This window comes from Verrucomicrobiota bacterium (assembly GCA_038744685.1).
In the GTDB taxonomy this organism is placed as follows: domain Bacteria; phylum Verrucomicrobiota; class Verrucomicrobiia; order Opitutales; family Puniceicoccaceae; genus Puniceicoccus.
In genome coordinates, this window is sequence record JBCDMB010000002.1 from 196,062 (window position 1) to 212,476 (window position 16,415).

General features: G+C 51.6%; 9 protein-coding genes. 1 reads left to right on the top strand and 8 read right to left on the bottom strand.

What is annotated here, in order from left to right; all coding sequences use genetic code 11:
• Nucleotides 1-35 precede the first annotated feature (35 nt).
• The 6 genes from AAGJ81_02155 to AAGJ81_02180 form a co-directional block, all read right to left on the bottom strand.
• A complete protein-coding gene (locus AAGJ81_02155; protein ID MEM0964941.1) occupies nt 36-2,102 on the bottom strand; it encodes a VWA domain-containing protein in 2,067 nt (688 codons plus the stop codon).
• Nucleotides 2,103-2,448: 346 nt separating this feature from the next.
• Nucleotides 2,449-3,318, bottom strand: a complete 870-nt coding sequence (locus AAGJ81_02160) for an aldehyde dehydrogenase family protein (protein ID MEM0964942.1) — start codon at nt 3,316-3,318, stop codon at nt 2,449-2,451.
• A gap of 14 nt (nt 3,319-3,332) precedes the next feature.
• On the bottom strand, nt 3,333-4,835 hold the full coding sequence (locus AAGJ81_02165) for an aldehyde dehydrogenase family protein (GenBank protein ID MEM0964943.1): 1,503 nt from the start codon (nt 4,833-4,835) through the stop codon (nt 3,333-3,335).
• An 18-nt stretch (nt 4,836-4,853) separates the two neighbouring features.
• Nucleotides 4,854-5,765 carry a deoxyribose-phosphate aldolase gene (gene deoC / locus AAGJ81_02170; protein MEM0964944.1) on the bottom strand — a complete coding sequence of 304 codons (912 nt, stop codon included), beginning with the start codon at nt 5,763-5,765 and terminating at the stop codon, nt 4,854-4,856.
• A 247-nt stretch (nt 5,766-6,012) separates the two neighbouring features.
• Complete coding sequence (locus AAGJ81_02175; GenBank protein ID MEM0964945.1) at nt 6,013-7,236, bottom strand: MFS transporter; 1,224 nt, start codon at nt 7,234-7,236, stop codon at nt 6,013-6,015.
• 349 nt (nt 7,237-7,585) lie between these two features.
• The gene (locus AAGJ81_02180) at nt 7,586-10,027 is read right to left on the bottom strand and encodes a DUF5060 domain-containing protein (protein ID MEM0964946.1); all 2,442 of its coding nucleotides are present in this window, start codon (nt 10,025-10,027) and stop codon (nt 7,586-7,588) included.
• Nucleotides 10,028-10,265: 238 nt separating this feature from the next.
• On the opposite strand from AAGJ81_02180, the gene AAGJ81_02185 reads away from it, so the two are divergent.
• On the top strand, nt 10,266-11,813 hold the full coding sequence (locus AAGJ81_02185) for an alpha-L-fucosidase (protein MEM0964947.1): 1,548 nt from the start codon (nt 10,266-10,268) through the stop codon (nt 11,811-11,813).
• Nucleotides 11,814-11,828: 15 nt separating this feature from the next.
• Here AAGJ81_02185 and AAGJ81_02190 read toward each other — a convergent pair whose 3' ends face one another.
• Complete coding sequence (locus tag AAGJ81_02190) at nt 11,829-12,653, bottom strand: hypothetical protein (protein MEM0964948.1); 825 nt, start codon at nt 12,651-12,653, stop codon at nt 11,829-11,831.
• Between the two features lie 7 nt (nt 12,654-12,660).
• Entirely contained in the window at nt 12,661-16,395 is a 3,735-nt protein-coding gene (locus tag AAGJ81_02195) for a hypothetical protein (protein ID MEM0964949.1), read from the bottom strand.
• Nucleotides 16,396-16,415 lie beyond the last annotated feature (20 nt).

Here is a 16,415-nt window from a genome sequence, read left to right on the forward strand (position 1 = left end):
TGAACATGGATTCAAAATTTGGAGTCAGGGTTTCCCTAATTCGTTTGGGAGTAAACCTCCTTGCTCTTCTCTACCAATTCTGCCCACTCAACTCGCTGCTGGCTCACCGATGGGTCACGAAGAAGATCCGACGAAAACGCTTCTACGATTCCCCAGTCATCCGGTCCGACAAAATCAGACTCGCGAAGAAGCATTCCCCAAATAGCCAATATCGCACTCATCTGGTAATCCACATTCATCTCTGCAAACTCATTTGCCACTGGGAGCGTCACTGGCACCTGAAGCGATAGGCTATCTTCCTCAAGTGGCCATTTGTAGCGAAGCTTTACCGTGGCAAGTTCGACTCCTTCCCAGCTACTGTCTTCAAGGGTTTCAGCTTTTGGGTGAAGAACTTGATACTTCAAATCGTCCACCTCAGAAACCTCGATCCCCGAATTCGGAAGAGCAATCTCATAAAGAGCGGTCACAGTCTGCCCAGCACCAAGCTCACCCGCGTCTTTCGTGTCGTCGTTGAAATCCTCGGGCCGGAGTAATCGATTCTCGTAGCCAATCAGTCGATAAGCCTTAACCACCGCTGGATTGAACTCCACTTGGATTTTCACGTCTTTCGCAATTGGAATCATCGTTCCACTTGCCGCTTGGAGAAAGATACGCCGTGCCTCCCGTTCGCTATCAACGTAGGCATAATTGCCATCTGCAGCATTCGTTAACGCCTCCAGCATATCGTCCTTAAAATTCCCGGTTCCGAAACCAAGAATCGTCAGAAAGACACCTTCTTCAGCGAATCCCTCGGCAGCTTCCACGAGACTTCCCTTGTCTGTCGTTCCAACATTAAAATCGCCATCCGTACAGAGAATGACCCGATTGATCCCGTCGGGAATGAAGTGCTCTAAAGCCGTTTGATAGGCCAGTTGGATTCCCGCTCCAGCATTGGTCGATCCGCCGGACTCCAATTGATTGATCGCATGAAGGATAGTCTCTGTATTGTTGGCAGTCGTCGACGGAAGAGCGAGTCCACTTGCACCAGCGTAGACGACGATTGCTACCCTGTCGTTCCCGTTAAGCCTTTCTACCAGCAGTTTTAATGATTCCTTCACCAAGGGGAGCTTATTGGCAGTGCTCATTGAACCCGACACATCGAGAAGAAAGACCAGGTTGGCTGGCGGCCGCTTTTTCCAATCCACCTCGAAGCCTTTCAGTGCGATACGCAACAGACGGGTGTCACTCTCCCAAGGGGTAGGTCCCACTTCTGCCGAAATTGCAACGGGATGCTCAAGAAAATCGGGAAGGTTTGAAGGGGTGACCTCCTCAGGCACCTCCCCGGTGACAACCGGCTCTCGGTAGGAGTAAGGAAAGTAGTTAATCAGCTCCTCAATTCGAATTGCATCAGCCGGTGGCCTCTTGCCCTGTGTAAGCATCCGGCGCAGATTGGAATAACTCGCGGAGTCTACGTCGATTGAGAAGGTGGAAAGCGGTGCCACCCGGGGTGAACGAAAGGTGTTTGGCTTAATCAGCTCGTAGCTCTCGGTGTTGAACATGGCTACGTCAAACTCCGACCGCATTCCTAGTGCTGCTAGCGGAGCATTAAAGGCAACCGAGGAGGCACGACCCAAATCTGCTGGAGATGAACGAAAGACATATCTTTGTGCAGGAGCTGCGAATGGATCATCCGCTACAGACGGCGACCGACCAACAGGTTGCTGAGGCCCACCCCCAGGGGCAATCGGACTAAACAAAACTGCACCCTGGACAATCTTCCACTCGTACCCAGTTTGCTGCGCAGCAATGTCTAGAATCCTAATAAAACTCAAATTTCGCACGGCAAAGTTGACCCTGCTATCTTCTCTTTCGGGAGAAACAATAATGACAATTTTCTGATCCTCCGGCAGAGATTGATTCGCCATCTCACTCAAACTCTGGAGAGCGTCCGAAAGCGCAGTATCCCTAAACGTAACTCTCGGCAGGACGATGCTCTCCAGTTGGCGTCGGATTTCCTCCTCCGACATCGGTTTCGCAGAGGCTTCCGAGTCAGTGTCATTCGTTGCGCCCAACGAAATCGAAGTGAGTAGTGAGAACAAGAACAGGGGGAGTATCGTTTTCACGCTTCGGATAATCGCAATGACTCATCCGAAGGGCAATTGAAAGAAATTCACATTCTTCCGAAACATAGGAGGGCGAACCTACTCGTGCGCCGTTGCGCCTACCTCGAAGCTGCATTTGGCGAAGGTGAGGCTATTTTTCAGAAACCCATTGTAGCATTGGTCGTGAGACCGATGATTAGCAAAGCCCGGTGGATATGCAAAGACTGAGATCATCCGCCTCACGGCGTATGCTACAAAAGGCAGTGCTTGAGTGCTTTCACCAGTGATCTTCCGGACTGGCCTCAGTTTGTAAGATGCCCCGACTGACTTCCGATCATCTCGCAACAATAATCCCGAGGCTGCTTTATCAGCTCCCAACCGGGTGCCAAGTCGTTTTGAATTCCAGAAAACTTCGAATCGCGTAAACGGATTGAGCGTCCTCGCTCAACCACTTCCGGGATTCAGACTGGTCCCGCACCTTGACCCGCTTCACGCTCTCGGCTGCCAATGCCTCGGCTCTCTGTCTGGTAGAGGTCTCCAACACAAGGTCCAAACCGCGAATCTGCTCGTGGCTGGCAAAGGTCTCCAACAACTCGTCTCGATAACCGGTCAGCAGGTTAATGACACCTCCAGGGAGGTCGGAAGTTGCCAGCATCTCGCCCAAAATAATTGCTGGATAGGGGTTCGTCGACGACGCAAGCGCAACAATTGAATTGCCGGAGGCAATAATGGGGAGCACCTGCGAGATCAATCCTAGCAGGCACGGCTGATCAGGGGCGAAGACCCCTACGACACCGATCGGTTCCGTCACCGAGAAGTTGAAGAAAGATCCTGCGACCGGATTTGTATTCCCCAGCACCTGTTCATACTTATCCGTCCATCCTGCATAATAGATCACACGGTCGATAGTGGCAGCTACCTCTTTTCTGGCAGCGGCAAGAGGATTGTCGCCTTTGATTGCCACCGCCTGCACGAGCTCCTCCGCGCGCGCTTCCATCATTTCCCCCATACGGTATAGGATCTGCCCACGGTTGTAAGCGGTTCGCCCGGACCAGCCGGAACCAGCCTTGCCCGCAGACTCTACCGCGTTTCGGGTATCTTTTCGCGTGCACTGAGGGATGTTGCAAAGAAACTCGCCCGACTTCGTCTTGAGCGGATAGACCTGACCACTTTCGGAGCGGATAAACTTACCGCCGACGTATGCCTTGGGAGTCTTGGTAATAGGAATTCGTGCCATGGCTCGGTGAAAGATTAGGATTCGATCTTGAGGTAATCACAGATGCCCTGCTTGCCGCCTTCGCGCCCAAAGCCACTCTCTTTGTATCCTCCGAATGGTGACGTTGGATCGAACTTATTATAGGTATTTGCCCAAACGACCCCAGCCTTTAGAGCCGTGCTCATCTTGAGGATCTTGGAACCCTTGTCTGTCCAAACGCCTGCTGACAAACCGTAAGCAGTATTGTTGGCCTTCTCGACCGCCTCACTCACCGTGCGGAAAGTCAGGATACTAAGAACAGGTCCGAATATCTCCTCCCGGGCAACCCGATGACTTTGCGTGACTCCATCGAGTAGGGATGGGCGGTAATACCACCCCTTGCTCGGCAGCGCACACTTGCTTTGGAACAATGTGGCTCCTTCGTCCACTCCGGACTGGACTAGCTCCTCAATTTTGCTGAGCTGCTCCTTTGAATTAATTGCACCAATATCCGTGTTCTTATCCAGAGGATCGCCAACCCGAAGCGCAGCAATGCGTGTCTGTAACTTCTTTACAAATGTCTTCGCGATCGACTCCTGCACCAAGAGACGACTCCCGGCGCAACAAACATGGCCTTGATTGAAGAAGATTCCATTGATCACACCTTCCACTGCCTGATCAATCGGAGCGTCTTCGAAGACAACATTCGCGGCCTTGCCACCAAGCTCCATCGTCAGGCCCTTTCCGGAGCCTGCTGTCGCTCGCAGGATCGCCTTCCCCACCTCGGTGGATCCAGTGAAGGCAATCTTCTTAGCTGCCGGATGATTTACAATCAGCTGACCTGTTGGACCCGCACCAGAAACAATATTCACAACGCCAGGTGGAAGTTCTGCCTCCTGAAGAATCTCGGCGAATTTCAGAGCCGTTACGGAAGTTGTCTCCGCCGGCTTGATGACCACGCAGTTTCCAGTCGCGAGAGCGGGAGCAATTTTCCATGCCAACATGAGCAACGGAAAATTCCATGGGATAATCTGCCCCACCACCCCATAGGGTTGATGAGAGGCACCAGGTAGAGCATACTCCAGCTTATCTGCCCAACCCGCATAGTAGAAAAAGTGGGCCGCTGCCATCGGGACGTCAAAATCGCGGGATTCCTTGATCGGCTTTCCACCATCCATGCTTTCTGCCACGGCAAACTCACGGGAGCGGTCCTGCAACAGGCGTGCAATACGGAACAAATACTTTCCCCGGTCTTTTCCCGAGAGTTTGGACCAGTATCGGTTCAGTCCTGATTCTGCCGCAGCGAAAGCGGCATCAACGTCCGCCTTTCCGGCCGCGGGAATCCGGGCGAGAGATTCTTCCGTTCCCGGATTGATCGATTCAAAATACTTGCGGCTCTTTGGAGCCACTTCTTTGCCGTCGATAAAAAGCGAATAGGTTTCCCTCAGCTTCGGATCGGCCGACTCCGGAGCCGGATCGAACTCCCAAAGATCCCCGAAGAGTAATTCAGGAGTTTTTCCTCGAGGAGGAGAGCTTTTGGTATTTCGGGTAGCCGCCATGTGTCTTCGAAGAGTCGATCAATAGCCAGTGCTGGCGTCACTAAATTTCCAAGGCGCTTGGTAGACACCCTGTTCCTGTTTGCGGAGCTGCATGAGAAGGTCGTTCAGCAGAGAACTGGCACCGAAGCGGTATCGCGTGCTGTTTAACCATTCGTCTCCCAAGGTTTCCTTGACGGCTACCAGGTAGTGAAGAGATTGCTTGGCCGTTTTGATCCCACCCGCAGGCTTCATCGAGATCGGAGTTCCAGTCTCCAGATAAAAGTCTCGAATCGCCTCCAGCATTACCTGATTGTTCGCCAGTGTTGCATTGACAGAGGTTTTCCCCGTGCTGGTCTTGATAAAGTCATTAGGCCGCAAGACGCTCATAGCAAGGAACGAAGCGGCTCGAATATTGTCATAAGTTTCCAGCTCACTGACCTCAAGGATCACCTTCAAAGTTGAATCACCACAGGCATCGACCACCGAAGCGATCTCATCCTGAACCAGCTTGACCTGGCCAGAAAGAAAAGCACCGCGATGGATCACCATGTCGATCTCATCGGCACCGTCCCGCACGGCTCGCTTCACCTCTTCCAATCGGGTCCGTAGTGGATATTGACCGGACGGAAATCCGGTGGCAACCGACGCAACCTTGATTGGTGATTCACCCAGAAAGGACCGAGCATGTTTCACCATCGCAGGATAAACACAAACCGCTGCTACCTGCGGCGTATCCATCTCCGGATCGGGTGACTGGGCCTTCCGGCAAAGCGACTCCACCTTACCCCTCGAATCCTTGCCTTCCAAAGTCGTCAAATCCACCATTGAAACGGCCATCTTGAGCCCTTGGACTTTGCTTTTCCTCTTGATACTCCGAGAAGCAAACTTCGCTACACGCTCTTCAATGGCCACCTTGTCAACGGGTCCCACTTCATCAAGAAGTCGGCTCAAGGGTGTTCTACTTACTATTTCAACTGGCATCGAGAATCCTAGGGATCATCCCCTTATGGGAGGCTACCAGCTGATGGTGCTGTTCTCAGCATAGTCAGGGCAAGGCAAAACGGCTTCGCTGATCCACTGCAACCACCCCTCAAATCCATGCTCCGTTTACATTGGTGATCAATTCAAGCTTTGCTTCGGGAGACTTCGATCAGATCCACCTGCATTTTCGAATCCGTTTTAGTTGAGGAAGCACAAGTCACTCGCACTGAGCGCCTCCAGTTTCTTTCAAACCGAGAGAAGCAATCAGGCTAATCAAATAACCCACCGGAAAGATGAGAAGTGCCAACTGAAACCCTGTTACCGTTGCGTCGTCGATTTTGCCGGCTCCCCCGTGCTCCAATCGGAGGATCAAACCGGGTAGGTATTGCAAGAGAGCCGCGCCCATAAAGATCGCTGTATTCAGGATTCCGTTTGCTGTCGTTATGAGCCTCGCCGGAACCAACTCCTTCACCATTACGTAAGCCATTGCGTAAAAGGCAGAGGAGGCTCCCGCACAGATGAAGATCGTTCCAATCTCAAGCCAAGGAGGAATCTTTGCGCTGAAACAAACGACACTTGTCGAAAGGAGGGTCACTACCAGTCCAATCACCAGAATCGGTTTTCGCAACTTGAGCCAGTCAGAGATCCAACCGGATAATGCCATACCAATCCCCATCGCCAACATCATTGCGGATACCAAGAGATCCGCATCTTTGGGAGGATAACCCAGACGCTCGGCGTAAGGTAAATACCAGAGACCTGAAAACGCAATGATCCCTCCGCTCGAAAACAATCCAATGACAAGATATCGGATGATTTGAGGATTTCGAACCAAATCCAAAAGACCCTGCCAAGCACCGGATTCTCCGGTTGTTTCGTGTCGTTCAACTCTTCGCGTCGCAATGACGGCTAAGGGGACGGATAGACACAGAAAAACCCCGCTAATCATTGCGAAATAGATGCGCCAACCGAAATGCAATAAGATGGTCGGCATCAGAACCAAGGCCACCAGCAAAACCGAGAACTTAAACGTCTGATTGAACCCCAGTAAACGTGCATAGAGTTGGGGTTCAAAGTTACGCGAGGCGATTGCAACGAAGCCAAGAAAGAAGCACGAACCTCCAATTCCGGAGATGACCCTTCCCAAGATGGCTAGCCCAAAACCAGGGGAAAAGGCGAAGAGGAGGTTCCCGACGGCAAAAACGATACAGGCGACCAGGAGGAGGCGAACTGGATTAAAGCGAGCATAAGCCAAGCCTACGGGAATCTGGAGAGCGCCGTAGAAAAGAGTAAAGATTCCAAAGAGAAGGCCGGTCCGCGAGGGCCCAATACCGAAGCTCTCATCTACCTTGGCAGCGACCGCACCGACTGCATAGAACTCCAGGTTGATGAAGCCCAGCATCAGCGTCGCCAGCACCCAGAGTAGCCATCGATTTGCCATCGGCGAAAACTATGAACCTACCAAAACCAAAGGCGAGTCTTGAGGAAGAACCGCAACCTTCAACGCGATGGCAATCTCATCCCCCCATCGAAACCAGATCAATTATTACTCCGCTGCTAGAATAGAACATACTCGTGAATCGAAATCGGGTCTCGAGCGCTTTCGATAGCGATACCGATTTCGATTTCGATTTTTGCGAGCAAGCTTTGTATGAGGCGCGATTTACTATCTGATGACAAATCTACGAACAGCTCACTGATGTGGTGACGGAAAAAGTCGGCTTTTTCCAAATCTTGCTTTCTCCCAGACTTAACCCGATTCCGTTTTCCGGAGTCGAGAGACTCACGTTTTAAGCTGCCTCGCTCTTTTGCACGAGGACCACCCAGTCTTCACCTGTTTCCGAGGGTGGGTTTCCAATTGAAACAGAATCTCCGCCGGTAACTAAGGGAACCGTTCCAATCTGAAGCGGGCCACCATCACGTGGGTTGAACCACCGAACAGCAAAGGTCCCCTCGGAACCACTGAGATCAAGCGAGGTGCTGCCCCCATTTGGCAAATAAATCGCGTAAATCTCCCCTACTTTGGCAAAACAATATTTGTCGTTGGAGTTATTAGCGTTTCCGACCAGTGCGTTGGCGTTCTCCATTTCGTCAAAAGGCAAATACTCATTGAAGAAGTTGAGCGCGTGACGGCAGTAATCCCACATTCGGTCGCGGCTACGGAAGTCATCCAAGGTAAGATCACTCTGCGGGTTTTCGTATCCGGCATAGAGTTCTACACCTGCGCCACCTGCCATCAAGTTTCCCCAGACAGTCATCCAGCGCATTTGTTTCTGACTCGGGGTGTTATCTCCCGAAAAACCGGGCCAGCCGTCATCGGGTGGATTGGCATGAGAGGCCGACCCCTGCTCATCGTTGGCGACTACCCATTGCTTTCCTGCATCGGCAGATTCGTTGATCCATTGAAGAGTGTGCTTGTGCACATTCGAGAACTTCGTCTGGACCGAAGCACCCGTGAGCTCTGAGTTGTCGCCAAGAAGTGGACGATACCGCTGCTCCTGCTGTTGTGGATAGGTGTGTATAACAATGTTGTGACCGTAAGGGTCGTGATCGCGAAAATACTGCGCCATGTCCTGCTGCTGCTCGGTCGTCTGTGTTGTCTCTTCGCCAAGATTCCAGTTCAATGCGAGGTGGTGGCCGAATCTTGCGATGAGTTCGCGATAGTAGAGCTTGCGTTCGTCCCCAAGATCTCCGCCGTCCAGAGCGAAATCCGCTCCAGGGCCTTTGCGATCGTCGTTCTCCGTTTCCTGAGTCTTAAAGTGGAGATACATGCCCATCGCAGTGCCGTGAGAGAAGACGACTTCCCACTGGTCGAGCTTGGAACAATCGAAACGAAGTGGATCGTCATGAGCGACATACATCCATACGTCCTTGCTATCACCACCAGCGTTGTAGGTGAGAAAGGAAAAGACGTTCTGCCCTTCGGAGGCGAGGTAGTTGATCGCGCCAATAATGCCTTTGCCCTGACCGTTCTTCCAAGTTGGATCACCGATTTTCCAATCGCGAATATGGGGAAACCAACTTTTCGTGTAGTCAGGTCCGCCGTGGTTGTAAGTATTGTCAAATCCGGTGTAGTTGAGAAAGTTTTCCGGCGCGTCAGCTCCGGTCTTGATGAAAGCCTCGCCAGTGTCGGCAAATTTCAAGTAGCGGGTGCCATCGTATTGGAGTCGCCCTCGTGCCCGATGGTCATTACCCGTTTTGTCTGAGGCAACCACTTCGAAAGATCCGCTTTCACCATCAAAGGATTCTGCCAAGCCAGCCTCCGCGTCGGCGTTCATTGCGATATTCGTCCCGCTCCGGAAGGAAGCCGAGTAGTTCCAAGTGCCAATCTCATCCGGCGCAAAGTGAACACGCCAAATGTTCCCAGAAGTAGATCCGGTCTCGCCTGCATTTCCGTCCGCCGCATAGTATCCGGGAACAAGGTAGGTTTTACCACTTTCAGGGTGTTGAAAGGTCACGTTCAACCGGTAGTCGGTAAACGGGTTTGGAGTGGCAGTCTCACTGGAGCTGGGCCCTTCAAAAGCAACCGTGACTCGGTGCCATTTTTTGTGACTTCCGCTCTCGTCGGTCTCGCCATAGATTCCGGCTGAGGTCGTATTCAGTGCAGCCGATTCGGTGGGCGGACCAGGAGATGGAGTAAGCTCAAGCTGGCGCCAGCGACCCCGCGCCCACGCAAAACCGTTGGCACCGTTCTCCTCGGGGATCAGGTCATTGGAGTGCGCGTTGGACTCCACCGAAACGGTGTCACCTTCGTTGATCGCAATCTCACTCCAGGTGTAGGTATGCGGCCTAAGATCCCCCGAATAACCCGACTCTCCTGCACCCGGATTCCGAAAAGTACCAACGACTTGATCATTGATCAACAGCCGGTAAGTGGATTCACCATCCTCCTCAGTGATGGTAGTGATTGTTACGTGATATTCATCCGACTGCCCAGTAAAGAGATGGGAAGCCCTAGCAAACTTTGTATCATCAAAACCCACGGCGTTCGGTCTAATTCCGAGTGCGTCATACCTCTTGTCGTCGTAGTAGTTAACCTCTCCTTCGTTCGTAACAGGGAAATCCACAGTTGCTGTTATTGTATACGGGGTCGTTAGATTGTAATCGACCGCCACCGAATCGACAGCCTGAGGTTCACTTGAAATCGGGGGCTGACTCTGGTCAACAAGGTCCTGAGTGTAGCCGATCTGCAGACCGGAACAAAAAACCAGAGGCACTAGAAGACGGGGCAAGAATAAGATTCGGGAGCAATTCATATCGATAGGGTAAAGAGGCTAAGTTTTGAAAGACTGAGAAGATGAAGCTGCAGATATCAGATCTTCGGGACCAGAATTGCAGGGGGGATACAGTGCCGAAACTCCTTAAAGGCGACCATACTTTTCTCGTGTAATTAACCGATTGCCAAGAATAAATGACTGAGAGTACAGTCGTCTCTACTGCTCATCAAAACTCGTATCTCAGTATAAACCAATGAACACCGAGACCACCCATGAATTGGACGATTTGGCGCCAAGGTATAAAAAGATTCGAGATGAAATGCTGGAGCGGTCAATAACTGCCGGCGAAGGCCCATTTTCAGGGACACCTGATTCCCTAAAACAATTTGAATGTCCAGAATGGTTTAGAGACGCTAAGTTTGGTATCTGGGCTCACTGGGGGCCACAAGGCTTGACCCGGACAGGCGATTGGTATGCACGCAACCTCTACATACAAGACTACGCTGAAGAAGAAGGCGGCTACCACCAAAACGTCTACCACCACCACTGCGAGAATTTTGGTCACCCAAGTGAGGTCGGTTATAAGGACACACTGCCCTATTGGAAGGCTGAGGACTTCGACCCCGATGCATTGATCTCGCTGTACAAGGAGGTCGGCGCCCGCTACTTCATGGCGCTGGCGGTGCATACTGACAATTTTGATTGTTGGGATTCGAAATACCATCGGTGGAATTCCGTAAACATCGGGCCACGGAAGGACATCGTCGGCCTATGGAGAGATGCTGCACGAAAGCACGGTCTCCATTTCGGCGTTTCCGAACATACGTCAAACTATTACCACTGGTTTGGCACAAGTAAGGGTTCCGATAAGACAGGCCCAAAGGCAGGTATTCCCTACGACGGAAATGATGAACGCTATGAAGACCTGTACAACACACGGCTGGCAACCGATCGGCCCGACAATTGGCTCACCCCACCCGACTACCCAAAAGAATGGGCCAAGGAGTGGTACTACCGGATGAAGGACCTACTGGACAAATACGAACCGGATCTTTTCTACAGCGATGGCTCCTTTGCGGTCGATGAATACAGCCACAGCATCGTCTCCTACCTTTACAACGAGAGCATTCGAAAAAACGATGGCCAGCTCGAGGCGGTCTTTACCCAAAAGAATCACCCGGGCTTAGGTACCTTTATTCCTGGTGCAGGTGTTTTTGATATTGAGCGCGGACTTGCCCAGGGGATTACCGAGGAGCCTTGGCAAATCGATACCTGCCTCGGTAACTGGTTTTATCAGGACAACTTCCCTTACAAAAGCCCGCAAAGTGTCATCCACTTTCTAATCGATGTGGTCAGCAAGAATGGGAACATGATGTTGAGTGTTCCCATTCGTCCAGAGGGAACCCTTGACGACGAGTGCCGCCAAATACTCTCCGAGATCAAAGACTTTATCGACGTCAACGGCGAAGCAATTTATCGCACACGCCCATGGAGGACCTTCGGAGAGGGTGGCGTCACTGAATACGAGTCCAAATGCCACAGCGAACAACCCATTGAGGCACAGGAAGGTGAATTCCGCTTCACCCAGTCCAAGGATGGCAACACGCTCTACGCGTTCATTCTAAAGTGGCCCAGAGACCATCAGCTGAAGATTCGCTCCCTCGCGGGGGAGGCCGCTGAAAAAGTCGAACTCTTGGGTCGCGGACCGATCGACTTTAAAAATACTGAAGATGGTCTCGAGGTGTCACTACCCGTGGAACCTCCCACGCCGCACGCGAACGCGCTGAAGATCACTATCTAACTACCAAACAAGCGCCTAGTTGCGGTAACGCGAGGGGACGTAAGCATCCCGGTATCCTTCATCTGAGATTTCCGCGTCCGAGTAATTGCTTTGAAACGGTTCATCACGGATTGGGAAAAGTGAATAGGTTAGTTTCTGTGGCTCTCTTGGGTTGGGGTACAAAAGAATGAGTTCCCGTGCACCTTGAGCCATCGCCATTTTCTTATTCTCAAAAACATAGGTCGATTCGCCGTCATGGCCTGCCATCGCAAGACGGACTCTGAATCGCGGTTTATCGCTCTTAATTCTAAAATCCTCCGCGTCCATCGAATTCAGTCTAGCATCTTCCTCATCGACCCGAATCACCGCTGACTGTTGACTGAAGTTCATCACGCGGACGGTGTTTTCAGGCAGCGTTTCTCTTCCTACGTGCATCACACGGGCAGATATTCTCTGCTTTTCATCTCGAGTTAGAAAGATGATCTTTCTCCCAGGTTTACCCAAATTGATATTCACTAGCGGTATCCGTGTAATCTCGCCTTCTGCAGAGGTCTCGGGTTTAAAGAAGAAAAAATTTGGATTGCCTTGATATCGGATCGTTCTCGTCAGGGACCCAGGTATGGTGTTTATCCGAAAGTCTTTCTCGTTATTCCTGAAATGTAGCGGGAAGCCGAGGTTCGTCTTCGACATTGGCTCTTTGGAGAGGTACAATATATTCATCAGGTACGGCTCCGGCTCTTCCTCTTCCGCCTCACTCCGCATTGGAGGCGGCTCACCGTTGAAGCCCTGCCCAACGACGAACGAGGCCGATGTCAAAATCAGCCAGACTACGAATGCCGAACGGCTCACAGAAAAAAACATCAGCGATTCAAATTTCGTTCGATCTCAACCAGCGAGTCGAGACGATCTCAAACTTTCGACCGAATTGACGATTGAGCGAAGCTGTAGCGGGATCTGGGTCATCGTCAGAATCACTCATGTATTGAGGGGTGCGCTGAACGACCATTTCAAGAACCGCGTCGCTCGTTTCGTTTCCAGTCGTAGGATCAACACTCGAGCCGTAAGAACGGACAGTGAAAGTATCGCTTCGAGCAGTCAGAGTGTGACCAATCCGACTTAACAGATCCGCTTGAGTGAGTGCCCCAGGTGCACCATCCATAAATGGCCGGTTCCTAATCACTTCCATGGACTCTGGCAAAAACGCGCCAAACTTGTTTTCGATCGTTGTAATATACTCGTTATCCCATAGCCCAGTCGACCTATCTCTTTGGTTCTCCCAGTTTTCACCCACTGCCGGAACTCCGTTCACTTCGGACTGGTCAATTGCAAACTGAAGCGGGCCCATGTAGGCAAACCTCTTTCTATTGTTGTTCTGTATGTCCGCCGCGTCGGTCGATCGGTTTACAAAATCCGCCATCGTGAGGAAGGGATGGCCTCTTGCTGCACTTCGAGTGCGAATCTCACGAACGATACTCGCTGCTAGATCCGAAATCTGGTCGTCGGTCAAACTCCTGAATCCAGCTACAATGGCATCCTTTGTGGCTCTACTTGCGTACGTAGGAGTCTCCCCTGTGGATTCAAGGAGAGGCTCGACGATCCTTGCGTAGGGATGGATAAGATCGGAGCTCGAAGATCCTGCTCCAAGCGTTTCCACGTCTCGTAGTGCGCCCAAAACAGCCTCCCAAGCAGCTACAGAGGTCGAGTTTACGTTAAATCCTCCTCGTAAGAGAACGTTTGCCGCCTGCTCTTCACTGTCCGTGAGTTCGCTGTCTGAGGCATTCGAATTGAACAAAACTAGACGTGAGTTGGGCAGCGCTTCCTCGCGCGGAAAATTAATAGCAGGGCTATTCCCCTCCGGAATCAAAGTCGAAAGGTAATAGTCGTCCCATAGTGCTTGATTCAACTCATAGGAGTAGTCGTAATGCGCTCCTGAGTAACTACCCGACGGAAATTTGCTCGGAGGAGAGCTCCCCTGGAACATAGGAGAACCCGGTTCAACGAGAACCTTAGTTCTGTCTAACGGAAGATGAACGTTCGCCATAGAGTTCCCGATCGCATAAGCCGGCGTAGTGTAAGGCTGCTGGAGATTTCCAGCCCAACCGCCACCAGGGTGGGTCCAACCAATGCTACCATAGTTCATTAGGTTCGCGTGCATAAATTGCCCTATGCCGAGCGGTGTGCGGGTTGGGGACTCAAAAAGAACCATCTGATCATTTCCTGAGGCAAAGTCTTTTCCCATACCTACGTAGCCAATCGAGTCGTCAACACCACCGATGAAATAGGTGTGGCGTTTACCGTTCCCACCCGCGTTCCAGAAAGAGAATGGCTCTCTTCCTAAAAGCTGGTAAACGTACTCAGCATCGCCGTCGTCCCCCTGTAACCCAACGTGCATTTGCTCGGATATGAAACTGGACCGAGGGTTAAACTGGCTGAGCAAATGGATCTGTTCGCTTCCAGTAGCAACGTCTGGAAAAGCCATGTAGCGCGCAATCCCATTTATTATCTGCGCATTAGTCTCGATGTTTATAATCTCGATCGGAGACAAACTCTCATCGAACGCCGCGCCAACACTCGAACCGGCCGGGCTGATCACTTGAGAGAAATTTGCAATGCCTGTGCTTGCAGGAGTTCGCGTGGCATCCCAAATGCGAATGACACGGCCATCATTCGGAAGATTCCGAACGAGTGAATACAACCCGTTTGTGGCTATTGAAAGGAAGCGATCTTCGCGATCCGGCTGCCGATCAAAAGGTGCTGTGTAAAAGTTCACCTCATGCCGAGCCAAGTGCCGTTTAAATGCAAACCTGAGAAGTGTATTCTCGTATTTTGAGAAGCCATAACCGGGGAATAGAGAGTTATTCTCTGAGTTATGTTCGTTGAAATCACGACGATCGCCTTCGCCGGGATCTGTAGTGAACCTTACAGGCGCTGAAAAAAATCCGTAGAGGTAACGATCCCCTGCACCGGGAACCAGCCAATTATCCCGACCATCGGAAAAATCAAGGTAGGAGTTGAGAGGAGGAGAATAATTCACGGCCTGCCCGGCAGGGATTGTGGTTCCCTGAATCGTAAATCCAACCTTTCGGCGGCTAGTCGGGTCCGACCCCAAGGAAATATCGCCGTCTTCAAGAATCGTCTTGATCGCAAAATCAGAGGTGTGCACCTGTGGTGGGTTCGGATAATCTGGGCCGGTGGGATTCCCATTTGCATCCAAAGGACGGCTTCTAATCAACTCGACGCCAGCCATATCTGTTTCCATCCCCAGATCTGGCAGGACCAAGTCACGGTCGTAAGGATTCCAAAACGTGATAACCGGGAAAATGCCTACCACATATTCCATATCCTCTGCCATGCTGCGTAACGCCCAGTTCGGAACCTCCAGTTCAGCAGGAGGGGGCTCAAGTGTCCTCCAACGAGTGGCAAAGACTTGAACAATAAACTGAAACCGCGTCAGCACCGGCGTGATTCCGAATTCGTCGTCAGCTGGCGCTTTAAAAAAGATTTCGTCTGCGTCGTTATTGCGGACTGTGTGCTGGTAAAAGTCTGCCAGCTGTTGCCACGTAGGACCGCCAGGATTGCCCTCTCCGCTATCGCCTGCAACGGGCTCGAAAATCGGGCCTTCCAAACCGTTTGCCTGCGGATCAAGTAAGGCTGTAGATAAATCCATCTTCAGGCCACCTTGACGGAGGTTGGTCATAACACTGGCTGATGAAGTTGAAAAATCGTGGAAGAAATCACGTTCCACACCCGCTCCGGCATTAGTTTGATCAAGGTAGCGCAAACTATTGAAAACCGTCACCTTGGAGACCAAGCTGTCGTCCTCTTTCCAAAGTGAAATATCCTGATTCGGAGAGAATGGCCGACTCCCAGAACTTGTTCTAGACACCGAAGCATCCGCTTGCTGCGCGAGAGCGATGTCATAAAAAGGTGCTTCGGAATCAGAGGCAAAATTGGAGATTCGATCTAGATTGACCCGAGCCTTCAAGCCGTCATCACTCACCCAAAATCCATATCTACCCGAACTTCCTTGACCCGTCGCGGGTATCTCGACGGTGGGAACTACCACTTCGTCATCATTTGAACTCACTGAGATTTCTCGCGTTGCAAGCGTGATCATATCGTCACCGTTTGCAGTCCCTCCCGTGATCTTTCCGTTTTGGCTGCTTGTAAATTCCGAGATATCCCCACTCACGAGCCACGAGACTCTGTTCTCATCCAAACCATCATTCTGGTCGTCGGGGTCGTTAGTATTGCTCTTGCTGGACCATACACCCGTCCATCTACCAGTTCCTGAAAACGGTGAGTTGTCGGGAGGAATCACGACGTCTGCGCGAGCCGTCACTCTTTGGTCAGGCCCGACAAACCTTTGCAGCTCACCCACCGCGATCATCGCCCCAAGCTCGGCGTTGAGCCGGGGTTCCTGCTGCTCCTTGGCTGCAACTGACCCGGCGGTTTCGATCTGGACAAAAGTGGTGAGCGAAAGAAGCAACAACAAAATAAAACCCATCAACGAGAGCGCGATGATGAGGGCAAAACCGCCATTCCGGTCGTTACGGTTTCGAAAACTGACAGGAGAAGAGGTAGGCGACAGTTGACTAGACATGGTTGGGTGTTGGGTCTGTG